The organism is Streptomyces sp. NBC_00775 (assembly GCF_036347135.1).
In the GTDB taxonomy this organism is placed as follows: domain Bacteria; phylum Actinomycetota; class Actinomycetes; order Streptomycetales; family Streptomycetaceae; genus Streptomyces; species Streptomyces lutosisoli.
In genome coordinates, this window is sequence record NZ_CP108938.1 from 10,970,669 (window position 1) to 10,995,084 (window position 24,416).

24 protein-coding genes, 3 pseudogenes and 1 CRISPR repeat array are annotated in these 24,416 nt (G+C 67.9%); of the genes and pseudogenes, 17 read left to right on the plus strand and 10 right to left on the minus strand.

Features of this window, described 5'->3' with window-relative positions; all coding sequences use genetic code 11:
• Positions 1 to 19: 19 nt before the first annotated feature.
• Positions 20 to 445 (minus strand): peptidase inhibitor family I36 protein, encoded by a 426-nt coding sequence (locus tag OIC96_RS49195; protein ID WP_330301603.1) that lies wholly within the window; start codon positions 443 to 445, stop codon positions 20 to 22.
• 150 nt (positions 446 to 595) lie between these two features.
• Between OIC96_RS49195 and OIC96_RS50115 the strand changes: the two genes are divergently transcribed.
• Positions 596 to 1,054, plus strand: coding sequence for a hypothetical protein (locus OIC96_RS50115; RefSeq protein WP_443058522.1), 459 nt, complete (start codon positions 596 to 598; stop codon positions 1,052 to 1,054).
• A 58-nt stretch (positions 1,055 to 1,112) separates the two neighbouring features.
• Positions 1,113 to 1,670, plus strand: a complete 558-nt coding sequence (locus tag OIC96_RS49205) for a GNAT family N-acetyltransferase (RefSeq protein ID WP_330301602.1) — start codon at positions 1,113 to 1,115, stop codon at positions 1,668 to 1,670.
• A gap of 58 nt (positions 1,671 to 1,728) precedes the next feature.
• Here the strand turns inward: OIC96_RS49205 and OIC96_RS49210 are convergent, their stop codons facing one another.
• The 4 genes from OIC96_RS49210 to OIC96_RS49225 form a co-directional block, all read right to left on the minus strand.
• Positions 1,729 to 3,105: an ISL3 family transposase gene (locus tag OIC96_RS49210; RefSeq protein ID WP_330301601.1), complete on the minus strand. Its 1,377-nt coding sequence runs from the start codon at positions 3,103 to 3,105 to the stop codon at positions 1,729 to 1,731.
• Complete coding sequence (locus OIC96_RS49215) at positions 3,075 to 3,356, minus strand: transposase family protein (RefSeq protein ID WP_330301600.1); 282 nt, start codon at positions 3,354 to 3,356, stop codon at positions 3,075 to 3,077. The genes OIC96_RS49210 and OIC96_RS49215 overlap by 31 nt, the downstream gene beginning before the upstream one ends.
• Positions 3,357 to 3,503: 147 nt before the next feature.
• Positions 3,504 to 3,794, minus strand: a complete 291-nt coding sequence (locus OIC96_RS49220) for a hypothetical protein (RefSeq protein WP_330301599.1) — start codon at positions 3,792 to 3,794, stop codon at positions 3,504 to 3,506.
• A 626-nt stretch (positions 3,795 to 4,420) separates the two neighbouring features.
• On the minus strand, positions 4,421 to 5,140 hold the full coding sequence (locus OIC96_RS49225) for a DinB family protein (protein ID WP_330301598.1): 720 nt from the start codon (positions 5,138 to 5,140) through the stop codon (positions 4,421 to 4,423).
• Between the two features lie 257 nt (positions 5,141 to 5,397).
• On the opposite strand from OIC96_RS49225, the gene OIC96_RS49230 reads away from it, so the two are divergent.
• From OIC96_RS49230 to OIC96_RS49240, 6 genes and pseudogenes are all read left to right on the plus strand, one after another.
• Positions 5,398 to 5,637, plus strand: coding sequence for a hypothetical protein (locus OIC96_RS49230; RefSeq protein WP_330301597.1), 240 nt, complete (start codon positions 5,398 to 5,400; stop codon positions 5,635 to 5,637).
• Between the two features lie 167 nt (positions 5,638 to 5,804).
• Positions 5,805 to 6,320: a CRISPR direct-repeat array (repeat unit 28 nt; unit sequence GGACCATCCCCGCGTGCGCGGGGAGCAG).
• Positions 6,321 to 6,640: 320 nt separating this feature from the next.
• Positions 6,641 to 6,934: pseudogene (locus tag OIC96_RS50120) on the plus strand (HD domain-containing protein); the annotation flags it as partial.
• Positions 6,935 to 7,014: 80 nt separating this feature from the next.
• Complete coding sequence (locus OIC96_RS50125) at positions 7,015 to 7,962, plus strand: HD domain-containing protein (protein WP_443058523.1); 948 nt, start codon at positions 7,015 to 7,017, stop codon at positions 7,960 to 7,962.
• On the plus strand, positions 7,959 to 8,171 hold the full coding sequence (locus OIC96_RS50130; protein ID WP_443058524.1) for a hypothetical protein: 213 nt from the start codon (positions 7,959 to 7,961) through the stop codon (positions 8,169 to 8,171). The genes OIC96_RS50125 and OIC96_RS50130 overlap by 4 nt, the downstream gene beginning before the upstream one ends.
• A gap of 149 nt (positions 8,172 to 8,320) precedes the next feature.
• On the plus strand, positions 8,321 to 8,737 hold the full coding sequence (locus tag OIC96_RS50135) for a hypothetical protein (RefSeq protein WP_443058604.1): 417 nt from the start codon (positions 8,321 to 8,323) through the stop codon (positions 8,735 to 8,737).
• A pseudogene (locus OIC96_RS49240) lies at positions 8,686 to 8,811 on the plus strand (IS5 family transposase); the annotation flags it as partial. The gene OIC96_RS50135 and the pseudogene OIC96_RS49240, both read left to right, overlap by 52 nt.
• A gap of 955 nt (positions 8,812 to 9,766) precedes the next feature.
• Here the strand turns inward: OIC96_RS49240 and OIC96_RS49245 are convergent.
• Positions 9,767 to 13,153, minus strand: coding sequence for a hypothetical protein (locus OIC96_RS49245; protein WP_330301596.1), 3,387 nt, complete (start codon positions 13,151 to 13,153; stop codon positions 9,767 to 9,769).
• A gap of 172 nt (positions 13,154 to 13,325) precedes the next feature.
• Here OIC96_RS49245 and OIC96_RS49250 point away from each other — a divergent pair, with 172 nt between their 5' ends.
• From OIC96_RS49250 to OIC96_RS49275, 6 genes are all read left to right on the plus strand, one after another.
• Complete coding sequence (locus OIC96_RS49250; RefSeq protein ID WP_330301595.1) at positions 13,326 to 13,496, plus strand: hypothetical protein; 171 nt, start codon at positions 13,326 to 13,328, stop codon at positions 13,494 to 13,496.
• Between the two features lie 819 nt (positions 13,497 to 14,315).
• Entirely contained in the window at positions 14,316 to 15,842 is a 1,527-nt protein-coding gene (locus OIC96_RS49255; RefSeq protein WP_330301594.1) for a type I-E CRISPR-associated protein Cse1/CasA, read from the plus strand.
• Entirely contained in the window at positions 15,839 to 16,390 is a 552-nt protein-coding gene (casB, locus tag OIC96_RS49260) for a type I-E CRISPR-associated protein Cse2/CasB (protein ID WP_330301593.1), read from the plus strand. Before OIC96_RS49255 ends, casB begins: the two co-directional genes overlap by 4 nt.
• Positions 16,387 to 17,724, plus strand: a complete 1,338-nt coding sequence (locus OIC96_RS49265) for a type I-E CRISPR-associated protein Cas7/Cse4/CasC (RefSeq protein WP_330301592.1) — start codon at positions 16,387 to 16,389, stop codon at positions 17,722 to 17,724. Before casB ends, OIC96_RS49265 begins: the two co-directional genes overlap by 4 nt.
• Positions 17,721 to 18,626, plus strand: a complete 906-nt coding sequence (locus OIC96_RS49270) for a type I-E CRISPR-associated protein Cas5/CasD (RefSeq protein ID WP_330301591.1) — start codon at positions 17,721 to 17,723, stop codon at positions 18,624 to 18,626. Before OIC96_RS49265 ends, OIC96_RS49270 begins: the two co-directional genes overlap by 4 nt.
• On the plus strand, positions 18,623 to 19,333 hold the full coding sequence (locus OIC96_RS49275) for a type I-E CRISPR-associated protein Cas6/Cse3/CasE (protein WP_330301590.1): 711 nt from the start codon (positions 18,623 to 18,625) through the stop codon (positions 19,331 to 19,333). Before OIC96_RS49270 ends, OIC96_RS49275 begins: the two co-directional genes overlap by 4 nt.
• Positions 19,334 to 19,429: 96 nt before the next feature.
• Here OIC96_RS49275 and OIC96_RS50140 read toward each other — a convergent pair.
• Positions 19,430 to 19,686, minus strand: a pseudogene (locus OIC96_RS50140) (transposase); the annotation flags it as partial.
• An 859-nt stretch (positions 19,687 to 20,545) separates the two neighbouring features.
• Between OIC96_RS50140 and OIC96_RS49280 the strand changes: the two are divergent.
• Positions 20,546 to 20,929: a hypothetical protein gene (locus OIC96_RS49280; protein ID WP_330301589.1), complete on the plus strand. Its 384-nt coding sequence runs from the start codon at positions 20,546 to 20,548 to the stop codon at positions 20,927 to 20,929.
• Here OIC96_RS49280 and OIC96_RS49285 read toward each other — a convergent pair.
• Both OIC96_RS49285 and OIC96_RS49290 read right to left on the minus strand, forming a co-directional pair.
• The gene (locus OIC96_RS49285; RefSeq protein ID WP_330301588.1) at positions 20,875 to 22,110 is read right to left on the minus strand and encodes a hypothetical protein; all 1,236 of its coding nucleotides are present in this window, start codon (positions 22,108 to 22,110) and stop codon (positions 20,875 to 20,877) included. The two genes, OIC96_RS49280 and OIC96_RS49285, sit on opposite strands and share 55 nt — an antisense overlap.
• 109 nt (positions 22,111 to 22,219) lie before the next feature.
• A complete protein-coding gene (locus tag OIC96_RS49290) occupies positions 22,220 to 22,588 on the minus strand; it encodes a competence protein CoiA family protein (protein ID WP_330301587.1) in 369 nt (122 codons plus the stop codon).
• A gap of 34 nt (positions 22,589 to 22,622) precedes the next feature.
• On the opposite strand from OIC96_RS49290, the gene OIC96_RS49295 reads away from it, so the two are divergent.
• Positions 22,623 to 22,970 carry a hypothetical protein gene (locus tag OIC96_RS49295; RefSeq protein WP_330301586.1) on the plus strand — a complete coding sequence of 116 codons (348 nt, stop codon included), beginning with the start codon at positions 22,623 to 22,625 and terminating at the stop codon, positions 22,968 to 22,970.
• A gap of 34 nt (positions 22,971 to 23,004) precedes the next feature.
• On the opposite strand, the gene OIC96_RS49300 is transcribed toward OIC96_RS49295, so the two are convergent.
• Positions 23,005 to 23,388 (minus strand): DUF6415 family natural product biosynthesis protein, encoded by a 384-nt coding sequence (locus OIC96_RS49300; RefSeq protein WP_330301585.1) that lies wholly within the window; start codon positions 23,386 to 23,388, stop codon positions 23,005 to 23,007.
• A gap of 165 nt (positions 23,389 to 23,553) precedes the next feature.
• Between OIC96_RS49300 and OIC96_RS49305 the strand changes: the two genes are divergently transcribed.
• Complete coding sequence (locus tag OIC96_RS49305; RefSeq protein WP_330301584.1) at positions 23,554 to 24,405, plus strand: helix-turn-helix domain-containing protein; 852 nt, start codon at positions 23,554 to 23,556, stop codon at positions 24,403 to 24,405.
• The last annotated feature ends 11 nt before the right edge of the window (positions 24,406 to 24,416 follow it).

Genomic DNA, 24,416 nt, shown 5'->3' on the forward strand with positions numbered 1-24,416 from the left:
CCCGAAACCCCGACTTCGGTCAGCAGTTGTACGCGTACCAGACCGGCGAGAAGTTGTAGCTGGAGTATCCGTGGATCGTCCCGTTCACCTCGCGGCCCGGAATGCTGCCGATGACGGTGAAGGTGCTGTTCTTGAACGCGGCGACCGTTCCCACCGTCTGGTTGTTCCAGGCTGATCCGTAGCCGTTCCACTGGGCCAGCCGGTAGTCGCCGCAGACGTAGAGGTCGAAGCGGGTTCCCTTGAAGTTCGGCTGAGTGTAGAGGCAGAGCCGTCCGTAGGCGCAGTCGCCGCCGTCGCCCCGTGCCGGCACGCCGTCCACTCCCTCGACGGTCGCTTGCGCATTGTCGCTCCCGCCCGCCGGCGCGGACCAGGCAGGATCGGCGAGAGCGCCGGTGGCCAGCGCCACGGATGCCATGACGAGTGCCGCGCTCTTGCGGAATCCCATGGTGATGCCCTTTCGTTCGCTCTCTGTTCGGTCCGCACGATCGTCGCCCCGCGTATACGGCCCGGACCAACACTTCGAGGAGGATCGAAGGGCGCCGGGGGTGCTCCGGCGTTTCCCGGCCACACCGGCCCGCCGGCACCGCTGACAGTCATGCCCGCCGGGGCCGCTGACAGTGATGTGGGCAGCCTGTGCGGTGAGCGGGTCGCCGCCCAGGCCCTCGCGATTCTGAACGGCGACGCCGAACAGGTCGCCGACGCCATCCAGGTCCAAGTCAACGAGGCCGAGTTGAGCACCGGACAACGTCATCGCGCCGACCTGCGTGTCCGCTACCTGCGCACCAAGAACGAGTACCTGCACTACGATCAGGCGCTCGCGAACGGCTGGCCCATCGCCACGGGCATCATCGAGGGCGCCGCCCGGCATCTGATCGCCGACCGCCTCGATATCAGCGGGGCCCGCTGGGGACTCGACGGCGCCGAGGCCGTCCTGAAACTCCGCGCCGTCACCGCCAACGGCGACCTTTCAACCTACCGGCAGTACCACCTCACGCAGGAACACGGAGGCCTCTACCCGTCCTGCGACCAGGGAAGATACGCCCTCACCGCCTGATTCGTACCGCACTTCGCCGAGCATGGACACGAGACGCCGCGTCTTGATCCAATAGGGGATGACCTCATTCTGGAACGGCAAACGGATACGTCTGCGCGGTATTGAGCCTGACGACTGGACGGCGTTCATGCAGTTCGCCGAGGACGAGGAGCGGATGGGTGACCTGCTGAATCCGCCCCGGTCCGCAGAGAGCTTCCGTGGCTGGGCGAAGGAACAGGCCACCTCCAAGTCCGACGGCGACTGCTTCGGGTTGGCCATCGAATCCGTCGAAACAGGGGAAGTGGTCGGTGCTGTCGGCTCGCACCATGCCGACCCACGGATGGGCTGGTTCGAGTACGGCGTCACGATCGGCGCTGAGCACCGCCGCAAAGGCTATGCTGCAGAAGCTGTCGTGCTGCTGTTGCGCTTCATGTTCGCCGAGCGGCGCTATCACAAGTGCGAAGCACGGATCTTCGCCCACAACGAGGCATCGCTGGAGCTTCATCGACGGCTCGGGTTCGTCGAGGAAGGCCGCCTGCGCGACCACGTCTTCCTCGCTGGCCACCACCGCGACCTCCTCATGATGGGCATACTCGCCGACGAGTTCGCCCAACTGCACTCGATAGACGGCCTTTAAGCAGGAGCGCGGACGACATCACAGCCCGTCCGCTCAGGTCCCTGCAGGAGAGCTAGGCTCATACAAGATTTTCGTAGCCGGTGATCGTCCAGAGGTCGTCGTTGGCGGGTCGTTGGAGGCTGCGGCGGGAGTGGGCGACGAGGATGACGCGCTTGCGGAGTAGCCGGATGCCGGCCCTGCCCGCCATCTGGCGTTTGACCAGTTTCAGGTCCGTGACCCGGCCCTCCGCCACCCCTGAACTGTGCGGGAGGGTCACGCCGGCCCGGACTGCGTCGAGGTCGTCGAGCAGACCGGCGGCATAGCGGGTCAGCTGGGCGATCCCGTCCATCTTGGTCTGGGTGATCCAGAGGTCGAGCAGATCGCTGCGCTTCTTGGCGAAGACGTTCGCGAAGGAACGGATGCGGTTGGAGAGGGTGGTCAGTTCCGGGCAGCGTTCCAGCAGTTGCTTCAGGAAGGTGCGCTGGTCCTCGTCCAGGCGGTCCGGGCGGGACATCAGCAGCCGGGAGACTTCGAAGGCACTGCGGGCCGGTGCAGGTGGGGGCAGGCCGGCGTCCAGAGCATCGCGGTGCAAGGACACGTAGAGGCGGACGGTGGCCTCGCTGCCGGGAAAGCCACGGGCGGCGACGTCTCGGAACAGGGCGGCGATGTTGTGCTCGCCCTCGGCCCACCGCCGGTGCAGATAGCCCTGGTAGGGGGCGAGGATGCCGGCCCTCTTGGGCCAGGTCGGGGCGACTTGCTGCCAGGTTGCGGCGCGCGCGTAGCGCCGGACGGCGTTGCGGTCGAGGGCCAGGTGACGGGCGATGGCCCGCAGCGCCATCCCCTCGTCCAGCAGGCTGTGCACGGCGGCGTGCAGACGGCGCGTGCGGGCGGCGGTCAGACCACCCGGCACCGCGGCCGTGGTCGCATCCGGCCCGGGCTCGGGGAGACAGCCTCGGTGGGCCGCGACGACCTCGTAGACCTTGCGCCCGAGCCCCTGCCACAGGTGGAAACGGTCGCTGACCTGGATCGCCTCGGGCGCACCCGCGCTGAACGCGGCGCGGTAGGTCTGCGAACCGTCCCGGCAGACCACCTCGATCCCCGGGTGCGCGCGTAACCAGGTGGCCAGCAGCTCGGCGCTGCGTGTGTCCCACACGTCGACCGGCAGCCGGCTCTCCGCATCGACCACGAGCGTCCCGTAGCGGCGGGAGCGCCGCAGCGCGAAGTCGTCGACCGCAAGCACGCTCAGCCTGGGCAGCGGCGGATCGGGCACCCTCATCACGCAGTTGAGCAGCGTGGCCCAGCTCAGCGCCTGATGAAGGTGGTGCAGCAGACGGGAACCGGCCTTGCCCGCCAGAGCCACGCCGACCGCGGTCGCCACGGCTTGCAGGGCCGGGGTCCGCCGCTGGTAACGCACCGTCAAGCCGTTCACCTGCTCGGCGAACGTCGTCTTGGGCACGACAGGTTCTCGCAGTAAAGACGCCGCACCGTCAGATCGATGCGTACGGGCCAGCCGCCGACCGCCTCGTCAGTGACATGCCGCTGGTAACTGCTGTGCGGCCACGCGGACTTCTGCCCGCACCCCGTACACGGCGCCGGGCCGTCCCGAGTATGCGCGCAGACGACCACGACGCCGTCGACAACCATGACCGACTCGACGGCCACGGAGGCGAGTTGCGGTAGCAGGAGGTACAAGACTTCATTCGACATGCCCCAGCATCTCGCCGTAAGGGCACCAGGTCACGCTCCCGGACCGAGCGATCACCGGCTACGAAAATCTTGTATGAGCCGAGAGCTACACCCAACCCCGCCTCCCCCAAGCGGCGGTTGCATGAACCAGCCCACGGGCAGGTCGGTTCAGGTCAACACCGTGTCGTCTGTCCACGCCGAGATCTGCGCGGCACCCCGCCGGACAGTTTCTTCCTGGTCCCGGGCGAGCTTCCCGCAGGCCGCTGCGACATCCGGCACACCGTCCGGTCCCACGAGCGCGTCATGCACCCCGGTCTGCAGCCAGTCAGCCTGGTTGCCGTCAGCTTCGACAACCGCGAGAGCGATGAGCCTCACGGCGGCCGCCGTCCCCTCTCGGGCCAGGGCCTCTGCCGTCTGTCGCGTCACCGCAGTGTCCTCGACATCCAGCAGCAGCCCCACCAGCACTTCCTCAGCTTCAGGAACATCAGCGAAGGAAGCAAGGTCACGCCCAGCGCGAGCACGTTGCGTCCACGAAGGAGACGACGCCTCAGCCAAGGCCGCCTCCAACCCACCCATCATCTCTGGCACGACCAGACAGTCTCATGCCCCGCGAAGAAGATCGAAGCTTGGGCCAGACCTGACTACACGCGTGACGAAGAACGATTGAGGCACCCCGTCCCGACAGCCCTGACCGTGAACCCGGTCGGAAGGCGCTCCGACCGAAGTGGACCCCACGGCCGGCGGCAGCCACCGCCAGGCCATCGCGCCCCGGGCATCCAACACCTCAGCCACCGAACGCGGATGAGCAGACGTCAGCCAGCCGCAGGCATCCAGGCCTACCGGCGCCGAGCGGGGCCTGGCGGCCAGCGGCAGCTGGCGCCGTCGGGTGCCGCGGCCGTGGTGACGGACCCGCAGGCCGGCGGGCAGTAAACGCAGGGCGGAGCGGGACACGCCGGTGCCGGAGGGGCAGACCAGTACACGAGCCGTCAGCCTGACCGGTAGGCCCACACGGCAGGTAACAGACCGTTCACCGGCGTGTGGACCGAAATCGCCCGCCGTGGAACACCCTCGCGGCGCGCCCGGGCCTACCCACCAGCGGCGAAGCGGGCCCTCCACAGGTCGCGGAGCAACGCGATCTCGGCCATGTGATGGATGAATTCTAGGCTGGTCGACGACAGCACACCGCTGTACGGATAGTCGCAGTCGTTGCTGTACGGGTACTGCGAGAAGCCGACCGTGTCGAGCTGCTCCTCGGTGACGGTGGCGACGCTCTCGCGCCAGCGGTCGATCACCGCCCAGAACCGATCGAGCGTCAACGCGGCGGAGGGGGCGAAGTCGACCATCAGCTTCGGATCCTGCCGCCGCTCACCGAAGGTCCACTCCCATGCACCCGCGAACTGGAAGTGCAGGTGTCCCAGCCGCCACGCGATGGTCGTGATCGGCGTCGCGTCGGGCTCCGGGGCGCCGGTGCGGGCGAGGATCTGCTCGACCCGCTCGACACTCACACTCCAGTCATCGGCGATCTTGGCAACGGTCATGCCACCGGCGGCCTGCCGGGCCACCTCGGCGTACTCATGTGCCGGGATGTCCGCAGCGCCCAGGTCGAGCACCCACTCACCCGGCCCGAACGCCCTGGGCGTCACCGCCTCGCCCCGGCGCCGGATGGACCAGCAACCGGGCACCGGCTCCCACAGGTACTCCTCGTCGCCGAGCTCCGTCAGCCGCACCTGGGCCATCTCCCTGGCCTGGTCGAACTGGCCGAGCAACAAGCCCAAACGGTCGGCCCGCGCGCCCTCGGTCTCCATGCCTTACCCCCAACGTGGTCGTCTCTCACACCTCACTGCGCTCAGGCGGAAGGTAACGGCTCACCGCACGGGGCGCGACCGATTTCCCCGCCCACGAAGCGGTGCGGCACCACCCGCATCGCCGCACTCGGTCAGACCGTCCTCACCCTCCACGTGACCTGCTCAAGCTGAGGGTTGGAAAGGGAATCAGCCCCGTGAGTGAGGGATTCCTTCGATTGAGGAGTGCTGGGAGAACGAGGGCTTCGCGGAGCGACGTCGTGACGCCTCGTCAGGGCAGCGTTCGTCAGCAGACGTTCGATGCCTACGAGGCTTCGGTGGACTGGGGCGACGAAGAGCATGCCCGCCGTGCCATTCGTGTTTTTGAAAGCTTGCTGCGCCGACTGGACCGCGACAGCCGCAAGTTCGGGGGAGACGGCCTGGAGCCGAGCGTCCTGGAGGAGTTGCGTGAGGCATTCGACCGGGCCGGCTGCCAGCTGGATGACCAGCTCCGTGTGTAGGTACGCCGCGCGTCAGTTTTATACCGACAGATGGCCTTGTTCTCGCGGGCATCCCACAGATGTGGGGAGCAGAGCAGCGCCGGGCATCAGTCGCGGTGTGCGTTGGGAATATCCCCGCGTGCGCGCGGGAGCAGTATTGCGACGAGTGCATCGCCATGGCGAAAACGGAACAATCCCCGCAAGCGCGGGGAGAAGGAGTCCGCCGACAACCGGTTCGGGTTGGAGACGGGACCATCCCCGCGTGCGCGGGGAGCAGCCCTGCATGGGCGGACTGGGCGACACCAAGACGGGACCATCCCCGCGTGCGCGGGGAGCAGAATTGGGCAAGGTCGCCACCGATTTTGCCCGTGGGACCATCCCCGCGTGCGCGGGGAGCAGATTCGCAAGGGATTGAGCAGGATTCGTTGGGTGGGACCATCCCCGCGTGCGCGGGGAGCAGCTGAACACCGCGACGGCTACCCACTGGTGGACGGGACCATCCCCGCGTGCGCGGGGAGCAGCGGATCAAAGAGATCGCCAAGATGGTCGACCGGGGACCATCCCCGCGTGCGCGGGGAGCAGAACTCCTCCGAGCTCGACATGCTGTTCCCCGGAGGACCATCCCCGCGTGCGCGGGGAGCAGGTCGACGTCCATCAGGCTGCCTCCATGGGCTGGGGACCATCCCCGCGTGCGCGGGGAGCAGACTGCGTGACCTGCGACGTCATGGCTAAGGTGCTTGGTTTTCGCAGAGTTTCACTGAAACCGTCAAACCTGACATACCGGGTCACTTCCGAGCTGTTGATGTTGGTCGGCAGCGGATTCTACGGTCTGCCTACTACGTGCCGAGCGGTCCAGGCTTGAAGTCGCGCAGATAGCGGGCAATTTCCTGCAGAAGCCTACGCAGCCTGGGCTTTGCATGTATTCATCGGGCCATGACAGGTGACGGGCGGCGCCGATCAGGGGTGGGTGGCCGACTTGCAGGTCCGGTGCGGACGGTGTGGCTGGCTGCCGTTGTGGCGGCACATGGAAGACAGTGCTGCTGTGGCGGGGCTGTTGTGGGACAACTGGGTGCCGACCAGTCTGCGCGGCTTGATCGCCGAGTCCTTGCCAGGGGGTGAGACGGATGCCCGGTGTCTCGTGGTCTGGCTCGCTGCGGTCCACGACATCGGGAAGGCGACGCCGGCCTTTGCCTGTCAGGTCGATGAACTTGCTGACCGGATGCGTGCGGAGGGTCTGGAGATGCGGACGGCTCGCGGGTTCGGCCCCGACCGGAGGATGGCTCCTCACGGCCTGGCCGGGCAGTTGCTTTTCAGTGAGTGGCTCGAATCGCGCGGCTGGACGGGTCGGCAGGCCGGGCAGCTCACGATTGTGGTGGGGGGGGGGGGGGTCATCATGGGGTGCCGCCGGACCACGGTCAGATCAAGGCGCTGGACGATCGGCCGTACCTGCTGCGCACCCCAGGGCCCAGCCGCCCACTGTGGCGGCGGGTGCAGGATGAGTTACTCAATGCTTGTGCTGATGAGTACGGCGTGCGCGGGCGGTTGGGGGAGTGGCGAACGGCGAGATTGTCGCAGCCGGTGCAGGTGCTGCTCACCGCCTTGGTGATCATCGCCGACTGGATTGCCAGCAACCCGGAGTTGTTTCCGTACTTTCCGGAGGAGTCGCCGCGCAGCGGGGAGGAGCGGGTGGCTGCGGCATGGCGGGGGCTGCGTCTTCCGCCGCCGTGGCGGTCTGACGTTCCGCGCGGGGATGTGCAGGAGCTTTTTTCCTCCCGGTTCGATTTGCCTCCGGGGGCGAAGGCCCGGGCGGTGCAGGAGGCGGCGGTCCGGCTCGCGCGGGAGATGCCTGAGCCGGGGCTGTTGATGGTCGAGGCGCCGATGGGCGAGGGGAAGACAGAGGCGGCTCTTGCTGTTGCCGAGATCTTCGCGGCGCGTGCGGGTGCTGGGGGAGTGTTCTTTGCGTTGCCGACCATGGCGACCGGAAACGCGATGTTTCCTCGTCTCCTGGATTGGCTTGAGAGGCTGCCGGCCGAGGGCGGCAGCCGCGTCTCTGTGCTGGTGGCGCACTCCAAGGCTGCCCTGAACGACGAGTACGCCGACCTTATGCGTGAGAGCCGCCAGCCCATCACGGCCGTTGACTCGGATGCTGTGATTGAGCAGTGGCGGCCCTCGACTGCGATCCGGGCTGCTGCGGCGGAACTTGTAGCGCATGAATGGCTGCGGGGCCGTAAGAAGGCCATGTTGTCCTCGTTCGTCGCGGGAACTGTGGACCAGTTGTTGTTCGCGGGGCTCAAGTCCCGGCACCTGGTGCTGCGTCACCTCGCGATCGCCGGCAAGTCATCGTGATCGACGAGGCGCACGCCTACGACACCTATATGAGCGCGTATCTGTACCGGGTGCTGTCGTGGCTGGGTGAGTACCGGGTGCCGGTCGTGGTGCTCTCGGCGACGCTGCCCGCGGCCAGGCGTCGGCAACTCGCGGAGGCCTATGCGGGGGTTGGCGAAGGGACTGCGGCCTTTGAGTATTGGGGCAGGCGAGCGCATATCCGCTGCTGACGGCAGTGGCGCCTGGGTGTGAGCCGGTCGTCGAGCAGCCCGGAGCCTCCGCACGCGGTGGAGACATCCGAGTTGAGCGGTTCGACGACGACCTGGACGTCCTGGCCGATCGACTCGCCACTGAACTCGACGGCGGCGGCTGTGCGCTTGTGGTCCGCAATACGGTCAAACGGGTCTTGGACGCGGCTCGCGTCTTACGTGAGCGGTTCGGCGACGAACACGTGACGGTCGCCCACTCCTGCTTCATCGACATCGACCGGGCCGCAAAGGACGCCGATCTCCTCAAGCGTTTCGGGCCGCCGGGGAAGGCTGCCGGGCGACCGGGGACGCACATCGTTGTTGCCAGTCAGGTCGCGGAGCAGTCCCTGGACGTCGACTTTGATCTGCTCGTCACGGATCTGTGCCCCGTCGACCTCCTGCTCCAGCGTGTGGGCCGTCTTCACCGGCATCAGCGCGGTGAGGCTCAGGGCGAGCGTCCCGAGCGGCTTCGTACGGCGCGCTGTCTGGTGACCGGCGTCGACTGGAACACGGATCTGAGACCCACCCCCACCGCTCCGAGGCCATGATCAAGGTGACGATGGTTGACCTCATAAGCCGTCGGCTCACCCGCGAATCGACCTCGAATTGGTGCGACTCATGACCACTTCGCGCGTCGTGATCACGAGTTCGTCGACCCCTGTCGCAATACTCTGAGTCGCTGATCCACTAGATCAACACACTGGTGCAGACCCGGCGCCGGCAGGCCGACATGCTCACGCACACAGCGATCGCCTGCACGTTCCGCCCGGCCAAAACGAGGCTGTCCACCTCCGACCGCACCTCGACCGAGAGCCGGTCCCACAGAGCATTTTCCGTACCCGCATTGAATCCCGTGCTCGCACTCAAGGGCGACCACGATCTGCTTGAACCGCCGCTTTATCAAACAGCCCGGCCGGGATAAAACGCCCTTCAAGAGGACTCGGACTCGCCTCCGCCTCAGTGCAGCCTTGTATCCCCGCGTACGCGGGGAGCAGCGGGGTTTCTGTGGTCACGAAGGCTCTCCGTCGGGACCATCCCTGCGTGCGCGGGGAGCAGAGCGCGTCACGGAAGACGCGGTCGAGCATGCCGGGGCCATCCTCGCGTGTGCGGGGAGCAGGGCTTCGACACTCTCGTGGAGCAGGACGACCTGGGACCATCCCCGCGTGAGCGGGGAGCAGGCCGGCAACAACCTGCCCCGGATCGTCGACTGGGGACCATCCCCACGTGCGCGGGGAGCAGAAAGCGGCGGCCACAATCCAGACGAGGATCGCGGGACCATCCCCACGTGCGCGGGGAGCAGCGGTGGGTCCGCAGGACGGAGCCGAGCCGGTAGGGACCAGCCCCGCGCGCGGGGAGCAGATGGCGATGAGGTCGTCGTCCCACGTCAGGTAGGGGCCATCCCCGCGTGCGCGGGAAGCAGATCTTCGTCAACCAACCCCGGGACATCGCCCCGGGACCATCCCCGCGTGCGCGGGGAGCAGCCGGTCGTGCCGAAGATGATGATGCGCTGCGCGGGATCATCCCCGCGTACGCGGGGAGCAGCCCATTGAACGGTGAGGTAATGAGACGGGTGGCGTTCACCATCTCGCCTGCCTTACCCGCTGATGCTGGTCGAGAACGTTGACGACCCTGTGTACGGTTCCGGGGATCTCTCGGCCCAGCACCGGCAGGGCCCAGAACCAACTGCCGGTACTGAGGACCTCGATGACGAGGTTCTGCACAGCGGCATCGTGGCCAGGTCTGGCCGGATAGACGTGGTGGGCGAGGACCCGAAGCACGGAAAGTGTCCAGAGGTCCTCGTCGACGGTCAAGTCCAAGTGTGCCGGGATGCCCGCCAGATATGCGGCCAAGGTCGCTTGTGCCACCCCCCGGGCCTCTGGGTCCTGCAGCTCTGCCGCCATGTCGCATGCGCGCTCGGTGTCACCGAGCATGGCGTGGAGCAGGGAGAGCCCGGTGGCGATCAGGGGATCCGTGTCGAGACGAGCGCGTGCTGTGGTCTCCAGGGAGGTCATCTGAGCGTCCGTCCGTTCTCCGGCAGCTCGGCGGCTCAGCACCCCCAGCAGGTCGGTTCCGGAAGCACTGAGTCCGATCCGCGACGGGTTGTCAGCGAGGGTGCGGGTGACGGCGAACTTCGGGTTCAAGCCCATTTCAACGGCCAGGGTGGATCGCCGATAGAGGATGCCTGACTTACCGGTCGGCTTGCCTCCGCGAGGAGGGGGAGCCCACCGGGTGGTTTGCTCGAAGTCACCCACGTGCGCGAACGCTTGGGCGATGATCAGCGACTCGAGCGGCTGGGGGGCCGTCATACGCTCGGCGATCCCCGCCGCCTTTTCCACGCATCGCAGTGCTTTGTCACGACGCCCCGCGTCAGCGTGCGCCAGGGCGGCCGAGGTCAGAACCCGTATGTGTAGGGGTGTGTCAGAAAAATCGCCTTCCAAGCGGGAGAGGAGGCCATTGTCAACGTTCTCGGAGGCGCTGGAGAGGGCTTGCGACAGGAAGGGCAGCCAGACGGCGGCGGGGCTCTGCTTGGCGGTTGTCCTCATGAATTGGTCGAGGCACCTGCGCAGTTGGGCGCTGTCGCCGAGGGCTGACAGACGCTTCATTTCGTTGAGTAGTTGCTCGTCTTCCTTCACTTCGGCGAGTAGGGTGCGCACCTTGTCCGGGGCCTCTCCCACGGCGAGTAGCTCCTGTCCCACCCTGGTTGGCGTCTCACAAAGTTCGCTCTGCGGAGCGTTCCTGACCCCGCGTCCGGAGGGGTTGGTCAGTTTGCGGACTTCCTCCGGTAGGGCTTCGGCGAGCGCGGGATCCGTAAGAGCGGAACCGTCGGCTGCTGCCTGTCCTGCGGATTCCTCGTCCAGCCCTTGGGAGAATTCCTTCATCCTGCGGCGGGCTGGCCCGGCTCGTCCCGGGTCGGCTTTGGCGATGGCCGCCCAGATGCGTATCGCGAAGGCCGGGCTGCCTTCGGCGGATTCCGCCTGGTGTTCCGCTTCGGATGCCAACTCGTCGAGCAACCAGCCCGCGAAGGCCGGATCGGGCTCGAGTAGCAGAGCCGCGGCCTCGGCTACTGCCGTGACGTGGTCCGGTCGGCAGATGTCGACCGTTGTCAGCATCTGGATGGCTGGCTCCGGCTGCCCTGTTGCAGCAAGTGCGACGGCGGCTCGGGAAACGATCGCCTCGGTGTCCAGCTCCTCTGCGGGGATGGTCACTGGGTTCTGCTGTCGCGCTCGCTCGGCCCAAGCGGCCGCCTCACGCGCGAGTCCCGCTGCCTGATCTGCAGCCTTCTGGGTCTTCACGGTCAGAAGGGCTTGTACTAGTTCAAGGACTCGTACCGCCTTGGAGGCAGGGTCCGTGGGCGCCAGCGCGAGCGAACGCGCGCGCGGGACGTCGCCGGCCACGCTCAGAATCCGCAGGACCTCACGCGGTACCAGCGGGTTCTGTGCCGTGAGGAGCGACCGGGAAGCCGCTGCTGATGCCAGGACAGCGGGTGTGGGTGTCGCTTGCATGACGTCATCGAGCGAGGCCAGGGCGACGTCGGGACGTCCCCGGTCGGTGAGGCGCAGCAGACGGCGGTGGTCGAGCGCGAAGGCGGTGAAGCGGTCGTGGTCGCTAGTGCTCCTTAGGAGCTCTTGGTAGTGGTGGAGCAGGTACGTCGGAGTGGATTCGGGCCAGCCGTCGGCCCGGTATCTGTCGGCCCAGGCGTGCAGGCGCTGGGTCAGTTCGGTGAGCTTCTCGGGGCCCAGTCCGTCCGTGACCGCTCCGTACAGCTCCTCGTGCGCCAAGACGAACGTGTCCGGCTCCAGGTCCTCGGGCCCGAGCACCCGCCCGACCACACTGCAGAACAGTTCCTGCAGTTGGAAAGGAATTGGCACAGGCCCGTGTCCGCCGAGTTCCACCAACTTGATCAGGTCCCGCTCGCTGAGCCCACCGTTGGCCAGGGCCAGAAAACCGATGATCTCGCGCGCCCACTCCCGGGAATCACCTAGCAACGTTGCCAGGTCGTTCAGAGCGGTGCTTCGCAGGACGCCAGCTTGAGGAGAGGGCCGGAAGCCTGGAATCTGCTCGGCTCCGCGTACAGGGTGGTCCCTGGGCACGTCGCCGGGCAGGGGCGGGTGCCATCGACGACTGATCAGAACTCGCAGACCCGGATAGGGCTGTGGCGGCAGCAGGGAGGCAATGCTCGGTCCTCCTCCGATATGTGCCCTGGCGTCTTCGTCCAGTCCATCGACGATCAGGAGCAAGTTCCGGCCACCCGCGGTGCTCGTCCGAGCAGCCTCCTCGTACAGGGCAAGCAGGGCGGCTCTGTCGGCTCGGCCCGGCGGCCTACCGACATGCTGGCTCAGCTGGGACACCATGGCCTTGAGGAAGGCATCAGCGTTGTCCGTCCCATGCCTGCATCGGACGAAGTACGCGACAAGGTCAATGTCGTCCGCGGTGCAGCTCGTCGCGAAGGTGGCGAGGAACGCGGTCTTCCCAGCCCAGGGCGGCGCGACGAGGACCAGGTATCCCAACCCCGTACGGATCAGTTCCTGCAATTGATTGAGTTCGGCTTCCCTCCCCGTCAGTACCTGAGGCCGGTACCACTCGGCGTCGTGGCAGTAACGAGACGGGGCTACGCGGCTGAGACGGGGCGCGCGGGAAGGGCGCCCACCCGGATTACTGTCGCTCTCTGCCCGGGCCAACGAGATGAGCCGCTCCCACCCCGCGTGGCGGAGACGAGGTCGTCCTACACGTTCTTCCAAGTAAGCGATCAGTTCGCGGTACTTGGGAAGGTTCTGATCTGACGGCGCTGACTTCCCCTTCAGCCAATCGTCGAGAGTCGATGTGGGGATAGCCAGCCTTCTGCGTATCTGCTCGCGTGTGAGGCTCTCGCCCCGTGCCCTCTTGGCCTCGTCGTACAGCGACTTCAGGGAGGCGCCAAGTCGTGCGACGGCGCTCTTGGGATCCCCGGCGTTCTCGGCGTTCAATCCGTCTCCTCGTCGGAAAGTCCCCGGACACTTTTTAAGCAGCGTACGAGCAGCACGGATGCCGCTTGACCGGGATCACCGAAGTCGCCGGAAACTCACCGGATGCGGGACAACTACTGCACCCGCTGCTGGCAGACCCGCCGGACAGCCCGTCTGGGAGAGGACCCCCTCCATGCCCGCACTGCTGACTGAGGCCACGGTTCTGGCCGCCGCATCTGGCCTCAGCTACTCGGCGGCCCTACTCGGCGCCGCCCTCGTCTCGGTCGTCTCGCGCACCCCGGCGCGCCGCCGCGACGCACGTGCGACCCTGGCGATCCTGGTGCGACGAGCGCCTCGGGAATGACACCCTCGGCGACCCCGCTAACTCGGCAGCGTACGTGGACGGAACTCGGTGGCGGTTGTTGTACTCATTTCCGCCGAACCGAGGACATGTCTCGGTGCGGCGTGGCAGCCTGGGGCTCTGACGGTGCCCATACACCTCCCGCTGTTCCGCTCCCTGGCACGGGCCAGAGAGCGGAACGCAGGAGGAAGGCGCACGGTGAGCGATCATTTACGGCGCTGGCTGGGGACCTGCCAGGTCGACGCGAGGAGGTGGTTACGGAGACGCAGGGGCGACTTGGCCTGGTTGGTGGTTGAGGCTGCCGTCGCGACCTTGGTCGCACGTCTCATAGCACTCAGGTAAAAGAGGTCTCTCCCGGCACTCGAGATGCCGGGAGAGACTGCCTCTGGCCACGGCTGGCATCTTGCTGCCGAGAGGCAAGGCGTCTCAGCCGCGGCAGCACTGGGTGTTACCCCGGACGATACCGGAAGCTGTCCTCTACGACCTGGCACACTTCCTGCGCGAGCAGGGATGGACCGTCGGTGGCGTTCGTTGACACACACGTCTCACTCTTTTCCCTGCGTTTGCGGGGATGAAAGTCCGGGCGACCGCAGCCGGCCGTAGAGGTTCGATTCGGATCATCGGTGTGCCCGGAGGCCTTTCGATCAGGACACGCTGCTTCACCCAACCCTTCGGCCCTGACCCGAGCGCCTGCTAATTTCTTGCTCCCTTCGGGTGGACATCCGCGAGACACCGAGGTCAAACGCCATGCACCTGGCTGATTTACCCCCGCTCAACGGCACGGGCAGGCGCCCTCGTTGGGACCCCCGCGAGCACAAGTGCGTGCGGACACTGTCGCTGGACGGCGAGGTGTTCGAACAGAACCTGATGGAGCTGTTCGCTCAGGCTGAGAAGACGGCGGACGTGGACGGGGACATCCCCGGCGAGAAGGTCGCATTCGTCGAGTTCCTACTCGCCGTGTGCTACGCCTCGGGTACCTACCCCACGTCGACGGAGGAGTGGCGGCAATGGGTCGAGGAGGCTCACCCGTTGGCGGAGGTTGCGTCGTGGGTGGAGCGACAATCGGAGGGGGACTGGGACCTGTTCCACCCGGCGCGGCCCTTGGGGCAGAACGCCCTCCTCGCAAGGTTCCTGGAAGAGCACGGAACGGGGCCGGCTCAACTCGTCATCGAACGTGCGGGTGACTACAACCAGTTCGCCGATCACCACCATCTTGAACACCCTGACCCGCTGCCTGCGGCCAAAGCCTTCCGAGCCATGCTGACCCAGCATGTCTTTGGCCTGTCCGGCCGTGCCCGAATATCAGGCAAGGCGACGCTGGGGGCCGCGATCACCAACCTGGCCACGGGACGGCTCGGTGGCCGGATCAGGGTTCTCGCCGTAGGGCGGACGCTGGGCGACACCCTGCGCCTCAACCTGGCGCCGACCACAGACGATCCTCGCGTGCTCAACCTGACCTGGACGCAGGGGCCGATCGAACGCAGAGGCTTCAAGGCCAAGCCGCCGGCTCGTGCCGTGCAGGGCTACGCGGACCTGCACAGCTACCTGGGCCGTTCGGTGCTGATGAGGCCGAAGGCAGGGCTGGACGGCGATCAAGCGGTGGTCGACCGCGTGCTGATCGGAGCCGGTGAACTATTGGACCTGGATGCCGAGTTGCATCTTCAGGACGCCGTCGTGTCCGTCACGCGCTCAGGGGAGAAAAAGCCGCTGTGGCCGTCTGCCACCCGAGACCTGTGGCGCGAGGCGCATTCCCTCTACGCCGCGGTGGAGACGGAGTCCGGCGGACTGTATGCCCGTCTGGCGAAGCTGCCCAAGGAGAAGGGAGCCGATCGGCACCCCTTCGACCTGCTGGCGGTCGGGCTCCTGTCGAACAAGACCACCCCCATCGGCTGGGTCACCAGTGTCTTCCCCTTCGCCCCGGGCCAGGCCCCGGTTCTGTACCAGGCCTCGCTGCGCGGTTCCCAGGTGGCGGAGCACGTGGCGCGGAGCCTGGACCGGGCGGCCTACGCGGCCTGGGAGGTCATGTATCCCAATCCCAAACCCAGCGACAAGAAAGCGCAGATCGCCCGCTTCGACGCCCGGGGCGAGCAGTGGAAAGCAACCGAAGAGCCCTTCCACACCTTGCTTTTGGATGTGGCCGATGGGGCGATGGTCACCGACTGCATGCCTGGCTATGTGGAGTGGCTCGTGGAGACGGCGCGGGACTTCCTGGGAAAACGCCTGGACTCGCTCCCGAAGAACGGGCAGGGCCTCCGCGCCCGCGCCGCGGCACTGAGGCGCTTCACGAGCGAACTCGCCAGCCCCCGGGCGCCGGCCGACCTCACCGCCTCCAAGGACGGAGAATCATGACCAGCGCATCCGGGCAGGAGACCACGGAGGAAACCGCAGCCCAACTCACGGCCTGGCTCACCTCGTTGGTGCACAACCGTCAGTACGGCGACCTTGCCCAGCTCCGACGCGTCACGGCCGACACCAGCGCAAGAATCCGGGCCGGCTGGTACGCCCCCAACCAGGACAACAGGGAGATCTACGAAAAGGTCGCCCTCCTGTTCGCCCTATACCACCGGGGTGTGGGACAGCCCACGCGAGGCTTCGGCAGTTTCGGCGCAGCGGCCCGGAGGATCGGCAGACCCGGCGACAGGGGGCCCGAGGACCCCGGAGCGGTGCGGTTGGTCGACAGGATCGTGGCCAGCCGACGCGTCCCCTGGCGACACCTCCAGCACGCGATCACCCGGCTGCGTGCCTGCGAACAGCAACCTCCGTCCTGGACAGACCTCGTCGTCGATCTCGACCAGTGGAACGACCGGAAGGCCCGCATCGCCTATGGCTGGGCGGTCGACTTCCACGCGCCGTCCGGCGAAGGCCGGAAGACCTCCCAGAAGGGCAGGACCACGTGACCGAAAGCCCCGCTCCAGGCGGCCAGTTCCTCTCCCTCCACCTGCTGGAGACTCTTGTCGCGGTCCTGCCTGTACGCGACGAGAACGGCTCTCCGAAAACCATCGTGTACGGCGGCGCCGAACGCCACATGATCACGAGCCAGGCCCGGCGCCGAGCAGAGCGGATGCATGCCCGCAACCGGGCCAACGCCGGGGTCGGCCCACTGGCCGGGCGCACAACCGGGCTGCGAACCCGGGAGTGGGCGTTGCTCACCGCGCGTGAGTTGGAGACCGCTCACGGCTGGGAGAGGAACGAGGCCCTCCTCACGGCACGGGCCGTACTGGAAGCGACAGGACTGAAGTTCGGCGATCCGGCGAAGAAGACCGTCGCTAACCTCACCAAGGTGCTCCTGTTCGCCCCCGCCGACACCGGCGAGCGGATCGCCGCGCACATCGCGGCTCAGGTCGAGCCGCTGCGCGCATGGCGGGATGAGTACCTCGCCGCGCAGAGCGACCTCGCGAAGCCCAAGCGAGGCGCGCGCAAGGCGTCCGAAGACGCCGAGAATGCAGAGGGCGAGGTGGCGGACGCCAAGAGCCTGCCCACGCTGCCCAAGGAGTCGCGCGCCGCGGTGCTCACCGCACTGGCCCCGCGCGACGCCATCGACATCGCGCTGTACGGCAGGTTCCTTGCAGAGATCGCCGATTCGCCCAACGTGGACGGCGCCGTGCAGAGCGCGCACGCCTTCACGATCCAGGAAGCCGAACAGGTCGACGACTTCTACGCCGCGGCCGACGACGCCAAGCTCGAGCGGAAGAAGAATGCGCTGGACTTCCTGGACGCCGCGGATGACGCGGGCGCGGGAATGACCGGTTATCAGTCACTCATCTCCGGCACGTTCTACCGGCACGCTGTACTCGACCGCCGCCAGCTGAAGACCAACCTCCAAGCCGCGGGCATGACCCAGGTGGAGGCGGCAGAGGCCGCGACCGCTGCAGAAGAGGAGTTCGTCACCGCATTCGTCGAGGCGTTCCCCGAAGCGAAGAAGAACTCCACCGCCTCCACCGGCTCACTGCCGGCCCTGGTACTGGCCTTCGAAGGCGAACGCCCCTACAACTACGCGGCCGCCTTCCAAAGGCCCGTCGACGAGAACCCGGAGGACAAGGGCGGCGAAGGACCGGCCGGACCGGCCGGCGTGAGGCGACTGCTCCACCACCACGTGTTCGTCGACCAGCGCCGCCCCGACATCTGTACGGCCCGTCTGCTCACGTACGACCCCCAGATCGACGCACTCCTCGACGGCCTGGACATCCCTGGAGCGACTCGGGTGAACACCATCGAGGAACTGACGCCATGACACACGTGCTGCTCGTCCGGCTGGCCGGGCCGCTGCAATCGTGGGGAACGGCCAGTCGTTTCGCCGCACGCCGCGACTCGCACAGCCGGCCCACCAAATCGGCAGTGGTCGGAATGTGTGCGGCAGCCCTCGGACTACCGAGAAACATGGGGCTGAAGCAACCGGAGCAACTCACAGACGACAAGGAACGGACCCAGCTGACTGCCCTCGGGGAGTTGGCCCGGATCGTTTTCGGGGTGCGTGCCGACCACCCCGGCGTCCCTGTCCGGGATTACCACACCGTCGGCGCCGGGACCTATCCACTGCGCCCCCGTGACCTCATCACAGACCACCGGCGGGCCGCCGCCGTCTCAGCCAGTCTCGACTCCGCAACCGGCGACCAATTCGGCCACCACACGCTCACCGGCTGGTACGGCGCACCCAAGAAGATCGCGGCGGACCCCCTCTCCGGCGTGTTCGTCTCCGGCGAACTGGCCCGCTCCGCCCTCGTCACCGAGCGGTGGTACCTGGCCGATGCCACATTCCTCGTAGGGCTCCAGCACGAGGATGAAGCCTTCCTGAAGTCCGTGGCCCGAGCACTGGAGCACCCGCAGCGCCTGTTGTGGCTGGGCCGTAAGTCCTGTCCCCCGTCCGGAACCCTGGCTCTCAAAACTGTCCCCGGCGACCTCGACACAGCGTTCCGCAACCACCGGCTCCTGCCCGGACCCGACGGCACCGCCACCCCGGCGCGTAAGCCCTGGGCATGGCTCCAGGCCCCGCCTTCGGAGCACGGTGCCACGCCCGTGCAGGACCAGCCGGTGAGCTTCGACTCACTGCAGCCCGAGCACACCACCCGCTGGGAGATCCGACGCAGAGTCACGATCAACCCGAACGCCACCGACTGGGAAGACATCATCCCGTGAACAACCCCCTGCAGACCGGCACCGCAACAGCTCGCTTCGTCGCGACCCACTCCGTGCTGACCTTGGACGCGCGGCACCCCTACGTGGCGAAGTCACTGATCGACGCCCAGGACATGCACCGTACGGTGATGAGCGGTTTCCAGGGATGGGTCGACGACGGCAGCCGCGACGCCCGTGCTCAGCTGGGTGTTCTGTCGACGTGGACCCTGGACCTCAAAGAGGCCGTCCTCGTACTCGTCGTGCAATCCAAGGTAGCGGCGGACTGGGGAAACGTTCCCAACGCCGCCCTGCGGGACGTCCCCCAGCTCATCACCGTCGACCACACCTTCCGTGCAGGCGACACCGTCGTCTTCCGCTCTGTCGTCAATCCCACTTACAGCAAGCCGCGAACCGGGCCCGACGGACAGATGATTCGGGGCCAACGGGTGGCGCACACCAAGCCAGACGGCGTCAGGAAATGGTGCTCTCGCCTGTTCGGAACCGGGGACATCCCAGGCCGTATCGGCGCCGCTGCAGAACCCGACGCCATCTCGGTGCGCATGCTGCCCGCCGTCTCTAGTCCCGCCACCCACAAGGGCCTCAAAGTAGCCCGTGCCGAACTGCGCGGCTCCCTGACCGTCACCGACCCCAAGGCATTTGTCACCGCGCTCTCCGACGGCATTGGCCACGCCCGAGCGTACGGTTGCGGACTCATCCTGACACGATGACCCCGAGCATGCCCGTCTGCCGCCCATCCGAACGGCCAACCGGACCATCACCTGGAGGGTGTCCTTTTCTGTGTAAGCCCGGTGTGACGAGTTGGGTCAGTAGTCGGCGATGCGGTCGCCGCGGTCGGCGAGGGTGTTGATCGCTTCCTTCCAGTTGCGGGTCTGGCTGGAGATGTGGGGGCCGGTTGGGCGGGCGGTCGCGGATGACGAGGTAGAGCACCTTCAGGGCGTAATGCTCGTCGGGGGACCGGGTGGCCTGGGCGAAAGTCGGAGTTGAGGGACTCGATCATGTTGGTGGTGGAGACGATCTTGCAGCTCTCGGGCGGGAACCGTAGGAACATCACGAAGTGCTCCAGGACCTGCGCCTGAAATGGTCCCCGCACCCGCGGGGATGTCCCCGGCGGCACAGGCGGCGGCGGATACGCCGGGCTCTGCTCCCCGCGCCTGCGGGGATGGTCCCAAGGTGATGGCGGAGCTCGGCTACGAACTGGTCTACTCCCCGCACGCGCGGGGATGATCCCACGCCGGGCGTCCAGCAGTACACCGGTCTCGCCTGCTCCCCGCACGCGCGGGGATGGTCCCCGGACCACCTGGCAGACCAAGGGCGGCCACTTCTGCTCCCCGCACGCGCGGGGATGGTCCCAACGGCAGCTGCTCCTGGAAGAAGCCGACGCTCTGCTCCCCGCACGCGCGGGGATGGTCCCGAGCATTCCGTGCCGGTCCTGGGGGAAGAGCACTGCTCTGTCGGCGACGGCTACATCGACGGCACCCACCCGAACTGCTCCCCGCACGCGCGGGAATGGTCCCCAGCCGATCACCGTGGTGATGATCGGCACCAGCTGCTCCCCGCATGCGCGGGGATGGTCCCTGCACAGGCACGTTGCACGGGCCGCCACGGTACTGCTCCCCGCACGCGTGGGGATGGCCCCACGCCCGACCTGGATCGCATGGTCAAGCGGGTCTGCTCCCCGCACGCGGGGGATGGTCGCAGGAACGACGGCGTGGTGCCGGAGATCGTCCACTGCTCCCCGCACGCGCGGGGATGGCCCGGTGTCCTCCCCATCGACTACGCCGGGCCTCACACGCCCGCGAACGCATCACCATCATCGCGCAGCAGCCCGTGCGCCCGGCGAGAGGTGGGTGAGCCAGGTGACGACCGGACGTCGGCCCGAGGCCTGGAAGCCTTCCCCGTCCGCCCTTTGCGATCCCGGTGTGGCTCGACGTCAACCAGCACCCCGAGCACGGGGGTTCTCCGTCACCGGCGCCGTGTGTACGGGCGTCTACGGCCTGGCCCGCGCGGCCTACGAGACCCACCACGCGCTGCGGGCCTTCGGCCTCATCGACGTTACGCCCGACCTCGACCGCCATCACGACGGTGAACACACCGGCTACCAACCGGAAGGCCGCCCGCCGTGCCGCCGCGTCACCGTGACCGCCGACGGCCTGCGCCAGGACGCCGCCGCCCGGATCACCGACGTCCTCAACTGGTATGCCGCCACCGCCGACTGGGGCCGATCGCTCAGCAGCCGGCTCGCCTACGGTCAGGCGCTTCTGCCGCTCGGGCGGGCGCCGGGCGGCGGGGTGCCGGGGCGGTAGGCGGTGTGGACGCCGGCCACGGCCTGCTGCCAGACCGCCCGGCCGTGTGGTCCCTCGCCAGCCCGGACCACGTGCCGGGCATGCGGGTGCGGTGTCGCGCTGCCGGTGGTGATCAAAGCGGCCAGTGGCTGGGCAGAGCGGGAGCGGTCGGAGGCGGACTTCAGGGCCTGGCGCTGCTGCTCGTGGCTCAGCTCACGCAGTCCTTTGACCTCGGCGCACAGCCGGTCCCAGGAGATGGTCGCGCCGAGCCGGGCGACGTGCTCGAGGACATCGCGGGCCGTGTCCGCCACGGCGTCGAGGTTGGTCGGTATGGCGGCTGGGGCGGTGGTCGACCGGTGCGAGCCGCTGCGCTTGGGTCGCGCCGCGGGCGCGGGGCGAGCGGGAGTCCGCGGGGCGGGCACCGCCGGCGGAGCGAAGACCTGGGCCACCGGCTTTGTCGGCGGCGCGGGAGATGCCGGAGCCGGCTGGGTGCGCTTCTCCCAGGCGGTGATCCGTTTGCGCTGTTGGCGGGTCAGCCAGGGGCCTGCCTCTTGGGCCTTGTCCTGCAGCTGGGTCACCAGGCGCTGCTGCTCGCCGGGAAGAAGGTGCCCGTGGCGCCGGTCGAGGGTGTCCAGGAGGTCGGCGACCGCCTCCGCGGCCTTCCCGGCGGGGCTCGAGCCGGTGCGCCGGGCCCGGGAGGCACGGCCACGTCGTGGGGGAGTGGCTGGGGTGCTGACGCCGACACCGCGTTCTCTGGCCAGAAGCAGGTCGATGGCGCGGCGCAGCAGTTCGTTCTCCTCGGCGCTTGCGCCGCCGCGGGTGGCTGCCTCTGCATGGGTGAGGCAGTGGCGCACTGTGCTGGTGGACTGCTCGCCCTCGACGGCCTTCCGGAGGGCGTCGAGCGCGGTGCGGCGGTCGTCCGCCGCCTGGGGAGCGGCCACCGGCCGCACCGCGACCGCGGGTTGGACCGGCACGGTGCGGTGCGGGAAGGCGGTCAAGGTGCGGTTGTTGCGCAGGCGGCGGACCTCCTCGACCGCGGGCGTGGACAGTCCCCACGACTGCAGGCTGCACGCGTCAAGGCTGTGCCACTCGGTGCGGCCGTGCCGCTGCGTTCCGATCATGACGCGGCGCGCATGGCCGTCGGTGTCGCAGCGGATGCGCAGCACGTAGCCGTTGAGGGTGATTTGGTGCGGATCGTGCACGACGTGCGGGCCGAGCAGCAGCTGCGTGCCCTGCGCAGGCGCCGGCAGCGCGGCGTCCTGGTCCAGCAGGACCCGCAGGCAGCCGAACCCGCCTGGCTCGAATACGACCTCACCGCCGAGCCGTTCGGCATCCTCGGGGCAGGCACGCGGCGGCAGCGATGCCCTGGCTGTTCATCCACGCGAGAATCTGCTGCTTGATGTAGAGGTGGTCGGCGCCGGAGACGCCCACCGACGCCCTGCGGCACGTCACGCGCCCAGGTCCGGGGACATGCGCGAAATGTGGGACACGACCAGCGGGCGTCTTGATCGTCAGACGTCCCCGGCAGCCGCCCAGCCACTGCCCGCACCAGAACGTCTCCCCGTCGTGAGCCTGCCGGTATTGGCGAGCCTGCTCGGCCTGCATCGGCAGCAGGACGGGTATCTCCGACTCCGCGCTGCCCATCACCGCGGTCTGCACCAGGCGCTGATCTCGGGTCACGCCACCTCCCGCACCGGTTGGTTCGTGATCTCCAGTGTCCCGCTCGGCGCGGCGATCACGAAAGCGCTCGCCCGCGGCACCGGCGGCGGGTCAGCTCGAGGCCGAGGGTGAGCAGCAGCTGCCGGCCCACCTGGTCGAACTGCTCCTGGAAAGTGGGCTCGCGCAAGAGATCGGCCAACTCACCCGCAGAAAGACCGGGGTCTCGGCCAGCCGCCGCGTGATCGCTTCGGTTCGCTACGCCATCACGAACCCTGATCAGGTGGACCCCCTCCACCAGGTCAACCCGCCTCTCAGCGAGCTGCGGAATGCCGTGTCCGAATTCGTGAAGCAGGCGCGAGCCTGCCTTCTTGAGGAGACCGTAGGTGGTCCTGCGGCGGGCTGATTGAGAGGGGTACGGGGACGGGCGGGAGTCTGGGTCACCCGTGCCCGCCGATGAGGTTCTCGTGGTGGTCGCACAGGGCGTTGACGACGCGGGCCAGGCGGCGGGCGTGGGCGAGCCCGGGTGCGCGGCCGGGGCGCGGGTGGACTTTCAGCTTGCCGCGGGCCTCTCCGATGCAGGCGAGTGCGCAGTACCTGGGGATGTCGTCCTCGGGCATGCGGTCGGCTTTGGTCTGTACCTCGGGGATAAGCAACTCGATGTGCCCGCGCAGCTGCAGCGTGAGCGTTTCCAGCTCGTCGGCGGCCGGCTCCTTGGTGCCCCCGGCGAGCAGGTGGCGTGCGCACTCACGCATGGTGGCGATGTCTGGCGGAGATTCCGTGAGCCCTGCCGGGTCGGGCGGTGGGGCTGTACGGTGCGCCATGTCGACTCCTAACCAGTCGGCCACACCCGGGGCCGTTAGCGCGGCTGCCGGGGTCTTTTATGATCTGGCCAGCATGTTGTGACGCATGGTGTCGGCTCGATACCCCACCGGTAATCTCACGGTGGGATGGTTTCCCATCCTGTTCGCGATACCGGGGGCTGCGCCATGACGACGACGCTCGGGCCGATCGAGCTGCCCGACTGGGCATGGGAGCGCGCCGAGGTGCGGCAGGCGCTGCGCGCACGGGACATGGGCGCCGTGTTCCGGTGCGTGCAGCAGTACGCCGGCGCCAGCCAATCCCGCATTGCCGCGGCGGCGGGAATGACGCAGGCCCGCGTCAACGAGATCATCAACGGGCGCCGGGAAGTGTCCCGCCTCGACGTGTACGAGCGGATCGCCGACGGGCTGCGCATGCCCGACGACGCACGCCACCTGCTCGGTCTCGCCGCCAGCCGTGAGAAGCGTTCAGGCGGTGCGGCGTTCGACCTTGCCGCGTTCCCCGAAGTGGTCCGCGTGTATGCCGCGCAGAACTCCGCGGCCGACGAGATCCAGCAGCAGGCCCGAGAGGCGCAGGAGTTGGATGTTCTGGCCGTGCGCGGCCTCGGCCTGATCGGACTGAACGATTCGCTCCTGCGCGCCTGTCTGCCGCGCGAACAGGGCGGCAAGGGCCTTCGCGTCCGCGTGCTGCTCCTCGACCCCGACAGCGACGCCCTGATCCAGCGGGCGGCCGAGGTCGGGGAGTCTGCCGAGTCCCTCGCCGGCGGCGTGCGGCTGGCCGAGGCGCGGCTGCGGGAGCTTGCTGACTCGTCCGACATCCAGGTGTACCGGTATCGCATGCTGCCTACTTGGCGGCTCATCCGGACGGACTCCACCATGTTCGTCAGCGCCTTCGATGCGGGGTGGGAAGGCCACGAGAGCGCCACGTACAAGGTGATGGAGACACCGCACGGGCCCCTGTACCGGGGGTTCCGCAGGATGTTCGAAGCGGTCGTCGACGGCGCGGAGCGCACGGTCTGAAGCGAGAGGGG